Here is a 14,824-nt window from a genome sequence, read left to right on the forward strand (position 1 = left end):
TCACCATGCGTCTGATTCGCGCGTTCACCCTGCTGCTGGTGCTGGTTGCCCCTGCGGCCTTAGCCGATGGCACCTATCAGGTCGAACTGATCCTGTTCCGCCAGAACGGCGAGCCGGCGGCGACCAACCAGCCTGCGCCGGAGAACTGGGCTGCCGACGCCCGGCGTCTGGGCGCGGACAACCAGACCTCGACCAGCCTGGACGCGCTGGTGAGCAAGCTGGAAACCAGCACCGGCTACGCCGTATTGCTGCACCGCGCCTGGCAGCAGGACCTGAGCGCGACGCCAGACAAGGTGGCGATCAGCAGCGGCGAGGAACAGTTCGGCCATTTCCCGATCGAGGGCACGGTGAGCCTGAGCCTGGCCCGATTCACCGACATCGACGCAAATTTCTGGGTGAACCAGCTCGACGAACACGGCGTGCTGGTGACCAGCGAGCGCATGCGTCAGGCCACCCGGGTCCGCAATGGCGAACTGACTTACCTGGACAACGGGAGCCTGGCCATGTTGATCAAGGTCTCCCCGCTTCCAGCGCCGCGTTGACGTAGGGCAAGACGTGTCATCCCTATTGGAAAAAGCCCTCGCCCTGCCATGGGAGCCCTTGTTCAAAGCGCAGAGCGTTGAGCGAGGGCTTGAATACGCGCGTCAGAAACGGGTGATGCTGGAACACCTGAGCGCCGACGTGGTGCGCACGGTGTGCCGCGGCTCGAGCCTGGAAATCTACACCCAGACGTTACAGTTCAAGGACCCCGAGCGCACGCGGCATTTCGTCGTCGGCAAGTGCACCTGTCCGGTCAGAAACAACTGCAAACACTGTGCGGCGGCGCTGTTCTTCCTGCAGGATCCGGACAACCGTTCGGGCATTCTGGCCGCCGTTGAGCGGCAAGGCGTCGCGCGCGCGGCCAAGGCCGAGGAAAAACCCGCGTTGCCCGAGCGCATCATTGAGGATGTGGCGCCCGAGCCGCGCCTGATCCTCGCCAGCTTCGAGTTCAGCGCCTACGAGCCACGCAACGGCAAGATGCAGCGGCACATTCAGCACCGCGCCGCGCTGGCGTTTCGTTACAACGAGTTCTACGCCTCGGGGTTGCCGGGACCCGGTCGTTCCAGCGATATCGTGCGCCACCTGAGCGATGAAACCCTGCGCCTGCGCCGCCATCTGGAGCAGGAGGCGCAGTACCGCAGGCAGCTGCAGGACCTCGGCTTTCGCATCGCCACGCGCCAGAGCAAGGCACTGCCGGACAGCGCCGGCGAAATGTTCGAGCTGCCCAACGACAAAGCCTGGCTGAGTTTCATGCTCGACCAGTTGCCAGTGCTGCGCGAACAGGGCTGGCAGGTCGAGATGAACGACGATTTCGGCTTCGACGTCACGCCGGTGGACGACTGGTACGCAGTGGTCGACGAAGAGCCGGAGCGCGACTGGTTCGATCTGGAGCTGGGCATCATCGTCAACGGCGAACGCCTGAGCCTGCTGCCGATTCTGATCAACCTGCTGCGCACGCATCCCGAATTGATGACCCTGGCCGGTATCGCCAAACGTCGCGACGACGAGCAGTTGCTGGTCCAGCTCAATCATTTCACCCAGCGCGGTGGCGGACCGATTCAGGTCGCCCTGCCCTATGGCCGACTGAAAACCGTGCTGGCGACGCTCGGCGATTTCTATTGGCGCGAAGAAGGCAACGATGCCATTCGCCTGAACACTGCCGACGCCACGCGCCTCAAGCAACTCGATGACATGCCGCTGGTGTGGCAAGGCGGAGATCGGCTTCGGCAGTTTTCCGAGCGCCTGGTCAACATCAAAAATGCCAGCGTCAAAGCGCCAAAAGGATTGAACGCGAAGCTGCGGCCGTATCAGCTTGAGGGCTTGAGCTGGATGCAGGCGCTGCGCGAGCTCGAAGTCGGCGGCGTGCTGGCGGACGACATGGGCCTGGGCAAAACATTGCAGACCCTGGCGCATTTGCTGCTGGAGAAGCAGGCCGGGCGTCTGGATCGTCCTGCCCTGGCGGTCATGCCGACCAGTCTGATACCCAACTGGATGGACGAGGCGAAACACTTTACCCCGCAGCTCAATGTGCTGGCACTGTACGGGGCCAGTCGGCATCAGGATTACCAGGACTTGCAAGACTACGACCTGATCCTGACCACCTATGCGCTGCTGCCACGGGACGTGGAACTGCTCAGTAAACAGTTACTCCACGTGCTGGTGCTCGACGAGGCCCAATACATCAAAAACCCCAACAGCAAAGCTGCCCAGGCGGCGCGCCAACTGAACGCGCGACAGCGCCTGTGCCTGAGCGGCACGCCGCTGGAAAACCATCTGGGCGAGCTCTGGTCGCTGTTTCATTTCCTGATGCCGGGCTGGCTCGGCGACGCCAAACAGTTCACCAGCAACTACCGCACCCCCATCGAAAAGCTCGGCAACGAGGCGCGCCTTCAGCACTTGAACGCGCGAATCAAGCCTTTCCTGCTACGCCGCACCAAGGAACAGGTTGCCACCGAATTGCCGCCCAAGACCGAGATCGTGCACTGGGTCGAGCTCAGCGATGCGCAGCGCGATGTGTACGAAACCATGCGGCTGGCGATGGACAAGAAGGTGCGCGACGAAATCACCCGCAAAGGCGTGGCGCGCAGCCAGATCATCATTCTCGAGGCACTGCTCAAGCTGCGCCAGGTGTGTTGTGACCTGCGCCTGGTCAACAGCGCACCGGCCGGGCCGCGCCCGTCCAGTTCAGCCAAGCTGGAAAGCCTGATGGACATGCTGGACGAACTGCTGGCGGAGAACCGCAAGATTCTGTTGTTCTCGCAGTTCACCTCGATGCTGGAACTGATCGAAGCCGAACTGCAACAGCGCGGCATCGAGTACGCGATCCTCACCGGGCGAACCAAGGATCGCCGTACGCCGGTGCAGGATTTCCAGAGCGGCAAGCGCTCGATCTTTCTGATCAGCCTGAAAGCCGGCGGCACCGGCCTGAACCTGACCGCCGCCGACACCGTGATCCATTACGACCCGTGGTGGAACCCGGCGGCCGAAAACCAGGCCACCGACCGCGCCTATCGCATTGGTCAGGAGAAGCCGGTGTTCGTGTACAAAATGATCGCGCGCGGCACCGTCGAGGAAAAGATCCAGCACTTGCAGCAGGAGAAATCCGCACTGGCATCAGGCGTGCTGGACGGCAGAACCGCCGGTGACTGGAAGTTGCAGGATGAAGACATCGAGGCACTGTTTGCGCCGCTGCCGTTGCCGCCGAAGAAGGTCAAACGCTGACGTCTGGAAGGGATTTCGGCACGTTTACCCAGGGTGATGGATGACCTGTGGGGGTAGGCGTGCTCACGAAGGCTGATTTCCGACCACTGCATCTCCACAGCCTGCACCGGCCTCTTCCCGGCTAAAGCCGCTCCTACAGACGCTGCAAATGTTGCGCAGGACCGGTTTCAGCCGGGAACGTGTTGGGTCTCACGCGTCTGATCGAAGGGGGCGTCAAAGACCGTTGGCGCACTACCACAAGCATCCGGTCCACCGGGCAAGTGAATTTCTTTCTGGCCGTCCTCTTGCTCCGCCCATTGCACATAACAGACCACGACCGGCATCTCATGCTCGGCGCAGAAGTCCAGCCAGCGCAGCTGATTGTCCTGCAGCCGATCACCCGGCCCCTTGACTTCGATCATCCGGTAACGGCGCTGCTCGGGGTAGAACTGGATCAGGTCGGGCATACCGGTGCGATTGGCTTTGATGTCCTGCAACAGCCGCCGGAACCAGCGCTGAAGGTGCTGCGCGGGCAGACAATGCAGCGCCTGTTCCAGCAGTTGCGGCGTCAGCGTGCCCCAGAACACGAACGGCGATTGCAGCCCGAACTTGTTCACGTACGTGTCGCGAATGGCACTCAGGTAACGCTCATCATCCAGCAACGCCAGGCGCTCATCGAACAACGCAGCGCGACGCTGATAGAAGTCGGGGCTGTACAGATCACTCGGCGCGCTGTGGAACGGGTGGAAGAACGCTCCCGGCAACGGCGCGAAAATCACCGGCCAGCACAGCAGCCCAAACAGCGAGTTGACCAGGGCATTTTCGACGTAATGCACTTCGCTGCCCTCTTCGGCCAAGTGCGCCTGAATCAATCGCTCGACGCTGTGATCCGGCAGCGGCATCACACTCAGATCCAGCCGGCTGACCACGCGCCTGGCTCGTCGCTGAACCCCGCCCTCGCCCAACTTGCGCTTGAGCCGCGGCTCGATTCGCAGCAGGTGCTGGGTTTCTTCGTCGTTTTCCGGGGCGGCCTGCGCTTGCAGCAGCAGCGCCATTGCTTCAGCGAAGCGCTCCGCGCGCTCGAGGACGCGAATCCGGCGCACGCGGGCGCCGGGATAGCTCGATGAGCCGTAGACGCTCAGCGCCAGAGCGGCGTCCTGCTCGCGCTCGGCCTGCTGACCGATCCGGAACAGCAATTTGGCGCGTCGCATCGCCAGCCAGGGGTTGTCGGTCTGAACCGCCAGCGCCTGAGCCGCCAGCTCGCCCAGTGCGGCGCCTTCATCGAGCGCCTGACGACACGCGTGCAGGTGCAGGCAGATGTCGATGTCCGTGCGCTGGTTGATGCCCCGCGACTCGAGGGAAAATTCGACCTTCTCGTAGCGATAAATGCCCAGGTCCGCCAACACGAATTCGGACCATTCCTGATACAGATTGCCGAAATACAGCAAGCGCAGCCGGTCGCACAGCGGCATCACCTGAAGGGAGAAAATCACCTCGTTGAAACCGGCAAACCATTCCTCGAGCGGCCGGGCCGTGGGATAGGAAGGCAGCAGACGCTCGAGCAACGTCGATTTGTTTTCCGCACGCTTGATCCCGTGCGCCTTGAAGCAAGCGCACAATTCTTCCTTGCGCAGCAGCGCGAACAGGGCTTGAAGATCAAGGTGCGGCCTGCCTTCGAGCCATCCGTTATCCAGCAGTGGCGCGGCGGCGAGGCGTACGTCGCCGATTTCCGGGTATTCCAGTTTACTCGCCCTGAACAGCGTGCCCTTGCGCATGACCATTCTCACCAGCAACGCCTGCGCCGGCTGCGGCAGGGACGTGAAGTCGGCAATGAACCGGCGCTCGTCGTCATCCAGCAAGTCTTCGTAGCGCTGGGCGATCCAGCTCAGGACCTGGCGGAAGTTCTCCAGGTAATAAAACGGGTTGTCGAGGGGCGAAGTGCTCACGGCGAATTCACGTAACGGCTGGTCCAAAGGCGTCAGGATACTGTTTATCCGTACAGATTCCAGCCTCTTTCTGCCGTACAAGGGCGCTGGCCTGATCAACGGCACCCTGACGGCACGTTAGAATGCCCGCACTCACTCTGGCAGGAACCGCTCATGTCTTTTTCATCGCCGCCACGCATTTATCTGGCAGGCTTCGACGTGTTTCGCGCCGACGCTGTCGAACATGGCCGCTATCTCAAAGCGTTGTGCCAGGCTCACGGGCTCAAAGGGCTCTACCCGTTCGATAATGAAGTGACGCAGGATCTTGCGCCGGAACAGACCGCGGCGCTGATCTGCCATGCCAATATCGAGATGATCAGGGGTTGTGACGCGGTGCTGGCCAATCTGAACGCGTTCCGTGGCGTAGAGCCGGATTCGGGCACAGCGTTCGAAGTGGGCATGGCGGTCGCGATGGGCAAACCGGTCTGGGCTTATTTCAGCGCCGAAGGCTCGCTGCGCGATCAGATCGAGCACGATGCCCAAGGGTTCGATGCGCAAGGATTTCAGGTGGAAGATTTCCGGCTGCCAAAGAACCTGATGCTGGCGTGCACCTGGGCAGGCAGCAGCGAGACGGCGGAAGCCGGAATTGAGGCGTTGAGCAGTTATCTCGAAGCTCATCACGCCGGCCAGTCCTGATACGCCCCGCTGCTGACCGGCAGGCGCTGCCTAAGTCGGTATGCTCAGCCCCGCGGCTCGCCTGGCAGGTATTCGAGCCTGGTTCAGCCGAGCGTCGAGGAGCCGATGTCCAGTTTGTCGGCGTCGGCAAATTCGTCCAGACCCAATTCGCCCAGGTCGAGTTCGCCTTCCGGATCGCTGTCTTCGTCGGCGTCGGCGTCATTGAGCGGCGAACGGTCGCCGCCGAAATGCTGATCTTCGGTGTTGAACAGAAACGGTGTGCGGTGCAGAAGTGAAGGGTCGGACTGTGCATGCATCGTGAGGTTCTCCCGCTGAAGAAAGGTCAGGCTCAGGCTAACCCAGTTCGCCTGAAAAAAGCATCGGTCATGACCAACTCAGGAACGACCCGCCGTTGTCGCGCAGCATCTGCACCATCGCATGAGCGGCGGGTGACAGATAGCCTTCGCGACGCAGCATGACGCAGATGGTGCGCGCCATCGTCGTCTGCTCCAGCGGCACCTCGCGCAACTCTTGCATGTTCTTGCCGAACTCCAGGGTTTCCCGGGCGATGAAGCTCAGCAGGCTGGTCTGGGCGATCAGGCGCGGCAGCAAGGAGATCGAATTGGCTTCGATCTGCACCACCGGCAGCGGCAGATCATGACGGGCGAAGGCTTCGTCGACCCAGATCCGCGCCGACACCCCCTGCGGCGGCAGCACCCAACGATAGCGACACAGGTCGCTCATCTGGAACGCCTTCTCGAATATCGGGTGGTTGCGACTGGCGATCACCACGGCCTCATCGGTGAGGATCGGGTAGCCGGTGAATTCGTCTTCATTGCTGCGCTGCGCGCAGATGATCATGTCCAGATGCCCTGAGCGCAGGTGCTCGCGCAACATGTCGTCTTGGCCGATCACCAGCTTCAGGGTGATCGCCGGGGAGCGCCTGAGCAGAGCGTTGGTCAATTCGGGCAGCAGGTATTCGGCCATGGTGGCCGCGCAGCCCAGGCGAATCTCGCCGACCGCGCCACTGGCGAAATCCCTCACCTCGCGCTGGGCCTGGGCGATGCTCTGCTGCAGCACCCTGCCGCGCGCCTGCAGCAACTCACCCACCGGGGTCAGCTTGATCCTGCGCCCGTCGCGCTGGAACAGCTTGGTGCCGAACGACTCCTCAAGGCGCTGAATGCTCTTGGTCAGCGCGGGCTGGCTTCGGTTGAGTTTTTCAGCTGCGCGTCCGAGGTGGCCCAGCTCGGCAATGGTTTCAAAATAGGTCAGGTCACGCAGGTCCATATATCAACCAAAGTTATCAATTCATGATTATTAGAAAATAGACTTGATCGGTTGGACTGTCGATACTGCCCGGCATTGGATGAAATTCCACCTGGAAAAAGCCAATGTTCTGGAGACCTGCGTTGTCGCGCCCCTCATCGTTTTCCCTCGATCACCTGCACCCGCTGTTGCAATGGTCGCTGCTCATCCTGCTGGCAGGCAGTGCCGGTCAGGTGTTCAAGTACTTTCACGTTCCAGCCGCCCTGTTTCTCGGTCCCATGCTGGTCGCCATCGGCTTCGGCGTCTGCGGGGCTTCGGTGCGCCTGAACAAGCATGTCTTTCGCCTCGGTCAGGGCACGGTCGGTGTGCTGGTCGCCCATTCGATGACGATGGGTGTGTTGCTGGCCGCCGTCCACTCGTGGCATGTCATGGTGTTCGCCACCTTGCTGACGGTCGCCCTGAGCGCGGTGGTGGGCATTGGCATGGCGCGCTGGGGCGGCATTCAGAGCAGCACGGCGGCATGGGGCACCTCGCCCGGCGCGGCCTCGGCGATGGTGGCGATGTCCGAGGACTACGGCGCCGATTCGCGAGTGGTGGCAACCATGCAATACGTGCGGGTGGTCTGCGTGGTGATGATCGGTGCGCTGGTCAGCCGCCTGATCGGTGCCGATGCGGGCGGCACGGACGCCCATAGCAATGACGCACTGCTGCAGGGCGTGAATCTGCTGAACCTGAGCCTGAGTCTACTGGTCATCGTGGTGGGTGTCGCGTTCAGCGGGCGGATCCCGGCAGGCGCGCTGCTGGTGCCGCTGCTGCTCGGCGGTGCATTGCAACTCAGTGGCCTGCTGCAGATCACTATGCCCACCTGGTTGCTGGCGATTGCCTACGGCGCAATCGGCAGTTACATCGGGCTGCGCTTCGACCGCGCGACCATCCATTACGTCTGGCGCAGACTGCCGGCGATGATCGTCGGTGCCCTGCTGCTGATTTTGTTGTGCGCGATTTCTGCCTGGTTCATCGCACAGATGATGGATAAGGATTTCCTCTCCGTGTATCTGGCGACCAGCCCTGGCGGCCTCGATGCCATGGCCATCATCGCCATCGACACCCATTCGGACGTTGGCTTCGTGCTGGCGATGCAAACCCTGCGCCTGTTCGGCGTCATCGTCACCGGCGCCTACATTGCGCGGCAGGTCATCCGCGTGACCCAACGTCTGGCTTGAGCCAGCCAAAGCCGCCACGGGCGCTGCAGTCACTGAGTTGATCCGGGCTGGCATCGGCGCTTGGCAAATCGTTGAATCTTCTGCGCCTGCCACGCCTCCAACGCATCACACCCTTGTGAGCGAACCGCCATGGCCACGCTGAAAATAGCCACGTTCAACATCAACGGCATCCGCGCACGCTTGCCGATTCTGCTGCAATGGCTGGAAACCGAAGCGCCGGACATCGTCTGCCTTCAGGAATTGAAAGCCACGGACATCGCCTTCCCCGCCGACGACATTCGCAAGGCCGGCTACCAGCCCCTCTGGCACGGCCAGTCGTCCTGGAACGGTGTCGCCATTCTGTCCCGCGACAGCGAGCCGCTGGAAATTCGTCGCGGTCTGCCGGGTAATGAAAAGGACAGCCACAGCCGTTACCTGGAAGCGGCGGTTCAAGGGGTCATCGTGGGTTGCCTGTATTTGCCGAACGGCAACCCGCAGCCGGGGCCGAAGTTCGATTACAAACTGGACTGGTTCGAACACCTGATCAGGCACGCCGACACGCTGTTCAAGAGCGCCCATCCGGTGGTGCTGGCCGGCGACTACAACGTCATCCCCACCGACGAAGACATTTACAACACCCGCTCATGGCTCAAGGATGCGCTGCTGCAACCGGAAAGCCGGGCCTGCTATAGCCGCCTGCTCGAACAGGGCTGGACGGATGCGATACGCGCGCACTTCCCCGACGAGCGCATCTATACGTTCTGGGATTACTTCCGCAATCACTGGAAAACCAATTCGGGCTTGCGCATCGATCACCTGCTGTTGAGCGAAGACCTGGCTCCCAGGCTGCGCAACGCGGGCGTGGACCGCTGGGTGCGCGACCTGCCCCACGCCAGCGACCATGCGCCGACGTGGATCGAGATCGAGGTCTAAGCCGGACGGGCTCAGCGCAAGCACGCGAGTGCCGTGGCAAGGCTCTGCGCCAGCGGTAACACCGGCAGCAGCGTGGCCTGCAAGGCATGGTAAAGATCCGGTTTGCCGGGCCAGATGTCAGCGCTTGGCTGGTTCTGCGGGTTCAGCTCATGCCGCCAGCTGCCATGCTCGCGATCGATGAAGCGGGTTTCGTTGAACTCCCAGAACGTGCGATACCAGTCTTCGTAGGTTTGCTCGTTGGTGCGTTGCAGAAGTGCCGCCGCTGCCGCCGCCGCTTCGGCGTGGGTCCAGTGCAGGCGATGGCGCACGACCGGTTTGTTTTCCCAGTCCAGGGTGTAAACAATCCCCGCTGCACCGTCGACGTCCCAGCCGTAGCGACAGGCGTTTTCGAACAAACCACGCGCGTCTTCCAGCAACCACGAGGGGGTGTCGAGCCGGGCTTTCTGCCTGGCTGCTTCAAGGTGCAGCACCAGCCGCGCCCATTCGAAAGCGTGACCGGGCGTCGTGCCATACGGACGGAAACCGTCATCGGGCTTGTCGACGTTGTACTCGCGCAGCGGTTGCCACTGCAGGTCGAAGTGCTCGATCACCTGATGGTTGTTGGCCGCCGCATGCTGATGAATGACCCGTTCGACGATGCGCAGCGCACGGTCCAGCCAGCGCGCATCGCCCGTGACATCGGCCAGCGCGAGGAAGGCTTCGGTGCTGTGCATGTTGCTGTTGGCGCCGCGATAGTGCTCTTCATGGCTCCAGTCGCGGTCGAAAGACTCCCGCATGGCGCCTTCTTCTTCGCTCCAGAACCGCTGGGAAATGACTTGAATCGCCTGATCAAGCAATGCCTGCGCGCCGGGTCGCCGCGCCACCACTGCGGAACTTGCGGCCAGCGCAACGAAGGCATGCAGGTAGGCCGCTTTACCGGTGTCGGCGCCCTGTTCCAGGGGCTTGGCGAACCAGCCGCCATGCTCGGCATCGCGCAGGGGACCGGCCAGTGCCGCGACGCCGTGATCGACCCATTCAGCGCAGCCCGGGATGCCATTGATGTGGGCCAGCGCGAAACTGTGGGTCATGCGCGCGGTGTTCATGGTTTCGGCCACCGCATCGGCCGGCAGGCGCCCGTGATCATCGAGGTTGCCAAACCCCTGAGGCATCCGTGCCGCCCTGGCAAATGCCAGCAGCCGGTTTCCCTCTTGCGCCAACCAGGCCTTGTGGCCGGGAGAACGCAGCCAGCTGCTGAACTCGTGATTCAGATCATCCATTGCCTTTCACCCTGTCTGTTCGGCAGGTTCGGCCCGCCAGGAATTATTAGTCGTGGCGAATCATGCAAGCCTTGGACGGCGACAGGCAAGTGAATGAGATGAAACGTTTGCGCAGGACCGGGTCGTCGCCTCGACAACCCGGACCGGATCATCAGACCCTGAAGCGTGCCACCACCTGATTCAGCTCGCCGGCCAGGCGCGACAGTTCATTGCTGGACGCGCTGATCTGGTTGGCACCCGAAGACGATTGCAGCGACAGGTCGCGGATGTTGACGATGTTGCGGTCCACTTCCCGGGCCACTTGCGCTTGCTCCTCGGCGGCGCTGGCGATGACCAGGTTGCGTTCGGAGATTTCATTGATCGACGAGGTGATCCGGTACAGCGATTCGCCCGCGCCCTGCGCCAGCTCCAGGGTTTCGCTGGCGCGTGAACGACTGACCAGCATCGATTGCAGCGCATCACTGGAGCCGCTGCGCATGGTCGACACCATCTTGTCGATTTCCAGTGTCGATTGCTGCGTGCGATGGGCCAGCGCACGAACCTCGTCCGCCACGACCGCAAAACCACGGCCGGACTCACCGGCGCGGGCCGCTTCGATGGCCGCGTTGAGCGCCAGCAGATTGGTCTGTTCGGCGATGGAGCGAATCACGTCCAGCACTTTGCCGATGTCCTGGGACCGATCGGCCAGGTTCTGCACCAGCTCGGAGGTGTGCTGCACGTTGCCGGACAGCGTCTGAATCGAATTGACCGTGTCGATGACGCGAGCCTGTCCGTCCTTGGCTGCGCTGTTGGACTCACTGGAGGCCTGCGAGGTGGACACTGCGTTGCGCGCCACTTCCTCGACCGCCGAGGTCATCTCGTTGACAGCGGTGGCCGCCTGCTCGATCTCGGCGTTCTGCTGATGCAGACCGCGATGGCTGTCCTCGGTGACCGAATTGAGTTCGGTCGCCGCTGAGGCCAGTTGACTGGCCGAGCTGCCGATCAGGCTCAAGGTCGAACGCAGATTGTTCTGCATCGCCTGCAAGGCTTTGAGCAATCGGGTCACTTCATCCTTGCCCTCGACGCGGATGTCGTGGGTCAGGTCGCCTTTGGCGACGTATTCGGCGGCGCCTACCGCCTCTTCCAGCGGGCGAATGATGCTGCGCGTCAGCCACAGCGCCAGGACAATGGTCGCCAGCGCGGCAATCAACACGAACACCAGCACGATGTCACGGGAATGGTCGTATTGCGCCTGGGCCGCAGCCCCTTCGAGCTCGACCTGGCGGGAGTAGAAATCACCCAGATCGCCCAGTTGCGTGCCAGAGTTGTCGACCACGGTTTTCATGTCGACCAGCAGCAGCGTATTGAGGGCCTTCAGATCGCCGCTCTCGGCCAGCACGAAAGACTGCGCCAGTGCGCGCTGGTAGTCGGCCAGGGTCGCGCGGAATTTGTCGTAGAGGACTTTTTCCTGAGGCGTATCGACGAACGTGTCCAGGCTTGCCAGTTTGTCGGCCAGCACCTTGGCGCGGGCATCCATCTGCCCCTTGTACGTGCTGACGTTTTTCGGGTCGGTGTCCAGGGCCATGCGCAGTGAGATCGTGCGGATGCGCAGCATGGCTTCACGGATATCGTTCACCAGCCGCATGCTCGGCATCCAGTTGCTCTCGACCGCCACTTCGCTCTGGCGAATGGTGGACATCTGGCTGAGGGCAAACCAGCCCAGCAACGCGACAAGCAGGGAAATCAGGGTAAACCCAAGGCCCGCGCGACGGGCGATGGTCAGGTTGCGTAGGTTCATGACCGTTTGCTCATTGTTATCAGGGACAGCGAATGTCGTCGTATGACTATCGCTTATCGACGCTGCCCAGCGCTTCTTGAGGGCCCGGACGATGAAGAATCCGAACGCCTGTTCGAGAAAACTTCGAACTACAACCCACGGGACGGTCTAGACGAAGGATGTCGACGATCCGACCGATCAAGGAGGTAACAGCATGCATCTTGAAGGTTCCTGCCATTGCGGCGCGGTGGAGTTCAGCCTGACCAGCGTTCACCCCTACCCCTATCAACGTTGCTATTGCTCGATCTGCCGCAAGACACAAGGCGGCGGAGGCTATTCGATCAACCTGGGCGGAGATGCCAAAAGCCTGAAAGTCAAAGGCAAGAACAGCATCGCCATCTATCACGCCAAGATGCGCGATGAGGCTCACCATCACGTTCACACCAGCAGCGCCGAGCGGCATTTCTGCAAGCAGTGCGGCAGCGGCCTGTGGTTGTTCAGCCCTGAATGGCCCGAGCTGATCCACCCGTTTGCATCGGCCATCGACACCCCGCTGCCGACGCCGCCCGAGCACACTCACCTGCTGCTGGATTCGAAGGCTTCGTGGGTCGACGTTCAGGCGGGCCCGAACGACCAGCTGTTCGAGCAGTACCCGCAAGAATCGATCGCCGACTGGCACGAGCGGCTGGGTCTGGTGCGCTGATGCCGGCTGATGGGTGACCGGCGCTGACTTGCCAAATTGTCTGAACCTCTGCACAGGCGCCCCACTCCCAACAGAAAGCCCGGGAGGAACATCAAATGCCTATGCATCGAGTCGCTAGCCTGGCCGATCTTCGTCGAGATCGGGGCCTTCAGGTTGAAGTTGGCGAGAAAAAGGTCGTATTGCTGCGCCATGGCGATGAGGTTCGCGCCTATCAGGGCGAATGCCCTCATGCAGGCGCACCGCTGGCCGAGGGGGCGGTCTGTAATGGGCATCTGATTTGCCCGTGGCACAAAGCAGAATTCGCCGTCGAAGATGGCCACTTGTGTGAGCCGCCTGCCCTGGATGCGCTGACTCGCTATACGACGCAGGTGATCGAAGGGCAGGTTCATGTCGATGATCAAGCGATCGTTGCCGAGCCACGATCGCTGCCCGACGATTCGCGCTGCTTCATCGTCATCGGTGCGGGAGCGGCGGGCACCGCGGCGGTGTGCGCACTGAGGGAGAAAGGCTTCAACGGACGCCTGTTGCTGGTTGATCGCGAGCGCGACCCGGGTTACGACCGCACCGCGTTGAGCAAATTTGTCCTGTCCGCCGACATGCAGCCTGACGATACGCCGCCGCTTCGAGACGAAGCGTTCTACGAGGCCAACGGTATCGAGCGGATTCAGGGTGAGGTAATGAAGCTGGACGTCGTCAACAAGCGGCTGACGCTGGCAGATGGTCGGCGTTTCGCCTATGACGCCGCCCTGATCACCACCGGCGGTGAGCCGCGCGCGCTGCCGCTGATCGGCGCCGACCTGCCGCAGGTTCTGACCCTGCGCAGCCGCGAGGATGCGAAGAAGATCCTGGCCGCTGCACAGCCCGGTCGTCACGCGTTGATCGTCGGCGACAGTTTCATCGGTCTGGAGGCAGCCTCGGCGTTGCGCAAGCACGGCGTCGAGGTGACCATTCTGGCGCGCCACGAAGTGCCCTTCGCCGCACAACTGGGCGAGCGCATCGGCAAAGCGATCCGCAGCCTGCACGAACGCAACGGCGTGCTGTTCCGTACCCATGTCGAGATCAGTCGCTTTCAGGGCGATGGCGTGAACGGCAAGAAACAGTTGCAGACGGCGGTGCTGAACAATGGAGAACGATTGCCCGTCGATCTGGCGTTGATCGGCATCGGCGTGTCGCCGGCCACGCATTACATTGACGGACTGCAGCTCGAGAAGGACGGCTCGCTCGCCGTCGACGATGGCATGCATGCCGGAAAGGATGTATGGGCAGCAGGTGATCTGGCCACCTTTCCGTACGATCAAAAACCCCAGCGCATCGAGCACTGGCGACTGGCGCAACAACAGGCACGCATCGCCGCCGGCAACATGCTGGGCGGCGACCGGCATTACACCGACGTTCCGTTCTTCTGGACGTATCACTTCGAGAAGCGACTGGACTACCTTGGTCATGCCGACGAATGGGATGAGATCGTCTATCTTGGCGAACCCGAAACGTTCGAGTTTCTGGCGCTGATGTGCAAAGAGGGCGTGGTCGCGGCTGCGGTGGGCTGTGAGCGAGAGCGGCAGATGGCGCTGCTCGCCGAGCGCCTCAAGCAACCACTGTTCAAGGACGAAGCATTGATGCTGATTCGCCAGATGGACGAGTAATGGTCAGACCTGCAATGACAACAACAGGCAAGTGGAGAGTGAAATGAGCAAAGAATCCAACCGTGACGACCTTGATCACAAGCCCGAGAACGCCGGCAAGGTCGGCGAAGAGCACAAGCAGCTGAATCAGCAAGGAGAGCAGGACCGTCACCCTGGCACGCCTGCGGATCCGAAAGAGCAGAATCGCAGCAAACCGTGAACGCGCAGGGCCGCAACGACTCGGTT

Annotated in this window: 12 protein-coding genes and 2 pseudogenes; 8 read left to right on the top strand and 6 right to left on the bottom strand. The window is 61.9% G+C overall.

The window, feature by feature from the left end:
• The first annotated feature begins 5 nt into the window (after nt 1-5).
• Nucleotides 6-542: a CsiV family protein gene (locus BMZ10_RS07305; RefSeq protein WP_093459318.1), complete on the top strand. Its 537-nt coding sequence runs from the start codon at nt 6-8 to the stop codon at nt 540-542.
• Nucleotides 543-555: 13 nt separating this feature from the next.
• A complete protein-coding gene (locus BMZ10_RS07310; RefSeq protein ID WP_093459319.1) occupies nt 556-3,261 on the top strand; it encodes a DEAD/DEAH box helicase in 2,706 nt (901 codons plus the stop codon).
• Nucleotides 3,262-3,512: 251 nt separating this feature from the next.
• On the opposite strand, the pseudogene BMZ10_RS07315 reads toward BMZ10_RS07310, so the two are convergent.
• Nucleotides 3,513-5,186: pseudogene (locus BMZ10_RS07315) on the bottom strand (VRR-NUC domain-containing protein); the annotation flags it as partial.
• A 153-nt stretch (nt 5,187-5,339) separates the two neighbouring features.
• On the opposite strand from BMZ10_RS07315, the gene BMZ10_RS07320 reads away from it, so the two are divergent.
• Complete coding sequence (locus BMZ10_RS07320; protein ID WP_093459320.1) at nt 5,340-5,861, top strand: nucleoside 2-deoxyribosyltransferase; 522 nt, start codon at nt 5,340-5,342, stop codon at nt 5,859-5,861.
• 83 nt (nt 5,862-5,944) lie between these two features.
• Here BMZ10_RS07320 and BMZ10_RS07325 read toward each other — a convergent pair whose 3' ends face one another.
• Nucleotides 5,945-6,157, bottom strand: coding sequence for a hypothetical protein (locus BMZ10_RS07325; RefSeq protein ID WP_093459321.1), 213 nt, complete (start codon nt 6,155-6,157; stop codon nt 5,945-5,947).
• Nucleotides 6,158-6,224: 67 nt separating this feature from the next.
• Entirely contained in the window at nt 6,225-7,127 is a 903-nt protein-coding gene (locus tag BMZ10_RS07330) for a LysR family transcriptional regulator (RefSeq protein ID WP_093459322.1), read from the bottom strand.
• A 104-nt stretch (nt 7,128-7,231) separates the two neighbouring features.
• Between BMZ10_RS07330 and BMZ10_RS07335 the strand changes: the two genes are divergently transcribed.
• On the top strand, nt 7,232-8,329 hold the full coding sequence (locus BMZ10_RS07335) for an AbrB family transcriptional regulator (protein ID WP_093459323.1): 1,098 nt from the start codon (nt 7,232-7,234) through the stop codon (nt 8,327-8,329).
• Between the two features lie 129 nt (nt 8,330-8,458).
• Nucleotides 8,459-9,241, top strand: a complete 783-nt coding sequence (locus BMZ10_RS07340; RefSeq protein WP_093459324.1) for an exodeoxyribonuclease III — start codon at nt 8,459-8,461, stop codon at nt 9,239-9,241.
• Between the two features lie 11 nt (nt 9,242-9,252).
• Here the strand turns inward: BMZ10_RS07340 and BMZ10_RS07345 are convergent, their stop codons facing one another.
• From BMZ10_RS07345 to BMZ10_RS28260, 3 genes and pseudogenes are all read right to left on the bottom strand, one after another.
• Nucleotides 9,253-10,497 (bottom strand): D-mannose isomerase, encoded by a 1,245-nt coding sequence (locus BMZ10_RS07345; protein WP_093459325.1) that lies wholly within the window; start codon nt 10,495-10,497, stop codon nt 9,253-9,255.
• Nucleotides 10,498-10,648: 151 nt separating this feature from the next.
• The gene (locus BMZ10_RS28255; RefSeq protein ID WP_371265952.1) at nt 10,649-11,512 is read right to left on the bottom strand and encodes a methyl-accepting chemotaxis protein; all 864 of its coding nucleotides are present in this window, start codon (nt 11,510-11,512) and stop codon (nt 10,649-10,651) included.
• A pseudogene (locus BMZ10_RS28260) lies at nt 11,507-12,274 on the bottom strand (MCP four helix bundle domain-containing protein); the annotation flags it as partial. The gene BMZ10_RS28255 and the pseudogene BMZ10_RS28260, both read right to left, overlap by 6 nt.
• Nucleotides 12,275-12,467: 193 nt before the next feature.
• Here BMZ10_RS28260 and BMZ10_RS07355 point away from each other — a divergent pair.
• The 3 genes from BMZ10_RS07355 (at nt 12,468) to BMZ10_RS27700 (ending at nt 14,798) form a co-directional block, all read left to right on the top strand.
• Entirely contained in the window at nt 12,468-12,956 is a 489-nt protein-coding gene (locus BMZ10_RS07355) for a GFA family protein (protein ID WP_093459327.1), read from the top strand.
• A gap of 95 nt (nt 12,957-13,051) precedes the next feature.
• Nucleotides 13,052-14,599 carry an FAD-dependent oxidoreductase gene (locus BMZ10_RS07360; protein ID WP_093459328.1) on the top strand — a complete coding sequence of 516 codons (1,548 nt, stop codon included), beginning with the start codon at nt 13,052-13,054 and terminating at the stop codon, nt 14,597-14,599.
• Between the two features lie 43 nt (nt 14,600-14,642).
• Complete coding sequence (locus tag BMZ10_RS27700; RefSeq protein ID WP_093459329.1) at nt 14,643-14,798, top strand: hypothetical protein; 156 nt, start codon at nt 14,643-14,645, stop codon at nt 14,796-14,798.
• Nucleotides 14,799-14,824: the final 26 nt, after the last annotated feature.

This window comes from Pseudomonas sp. NFR16 (assembly GCF_900108875.1).
GTDB lineage: Bacteria > Pseudomonadota > Gammaproteobacteria > Pseudomonadales > Pseudomonadaceae > Aquipseudomonas.

Excerpts from the sequence above, each read along its gene's own strand:
- BMZ10_RS07305 (WP_093459318.1), top strand. The coding sequence starts at position 6 with ATGCGTCTGATTCGCGCGTTCACCCTGCTGCTGGTGCTGGTTGCCCCT.
- BMZ10_RS07320 (WP_093459320.1), top strand. The coding sequence starts at position 5,340 with ATGTCTTTTTCATCGCCGCCACGCATTTATCTGGCAGGCTTCGACGTG.
- BMZ10_RS07325 (WP_093459321.1), bottom strand. The coding sequence starts at position 6,157 with ATGCATGCACAGTCCGACCCTTCACTTCTGCACCGCACACCGTTTCTG.
- BMZ10_RS07330 (WP_093459322.1), bottom strand. The coding sequence starts at position 7,127 with ATGGACCTGCGTGACCTGACCTATTTTGAAACCATTGCCGAGCTGGGC.
- BMZ10_RS07335 (WP_093459323.1), top strand. The coding sequence starts at position 7,232 with ATGTTCTGGAGACCTGCGTTGTCGCGCCCCTCATCGTTTTCCCTCGAT.
- BMZ10_RS07340 (WP_093459324.1), top strand. The coding sequence starts at position 8,459 with ATGGCCACGCTGAAAATAGCCACGTTCAACATCAACGGCATCCGCGCA.
- BMZ10_RS07345 (WP_093459325.1), bottom strand. The coding sequence starts at position 10,497 with ATGGATGATCTGAATCACGAGTTCAGCAGCTGGCTGCGTTCTCCCGGC.
- BMZ10_RS28255 (WP_371265952.1), bottom strand. The coding sequence starts at position 11,512 with ATGCAGAACAATCTGCGTTCGACCTTGAGCCTGATCGGCAGCTCGGCC.
- BMZ10_RS07355 (WP_093459327.1), top strand. The coding sequence starts at position 12,468 with ATGCATCTTGAAGGTTCCTGCCATTGCGGCGCGGTGGAGTTCAGCCTG.
- BMZ10_RS07360 (WP_093459328.1), top strand. The coding sequence starts at position 13,052 with ATGCCTATGCATCGAGTCGCTAGCCTGGCCGATCTTCGTCGAGATCGG.
- BMZ10_RS27700 (WP_093459329.1), top strand. The coding sequence starts at position 14,643 with ATGAGCAAAGAATCCAACCGTGACGACCTTGATCACAAGCCCGAGAAC.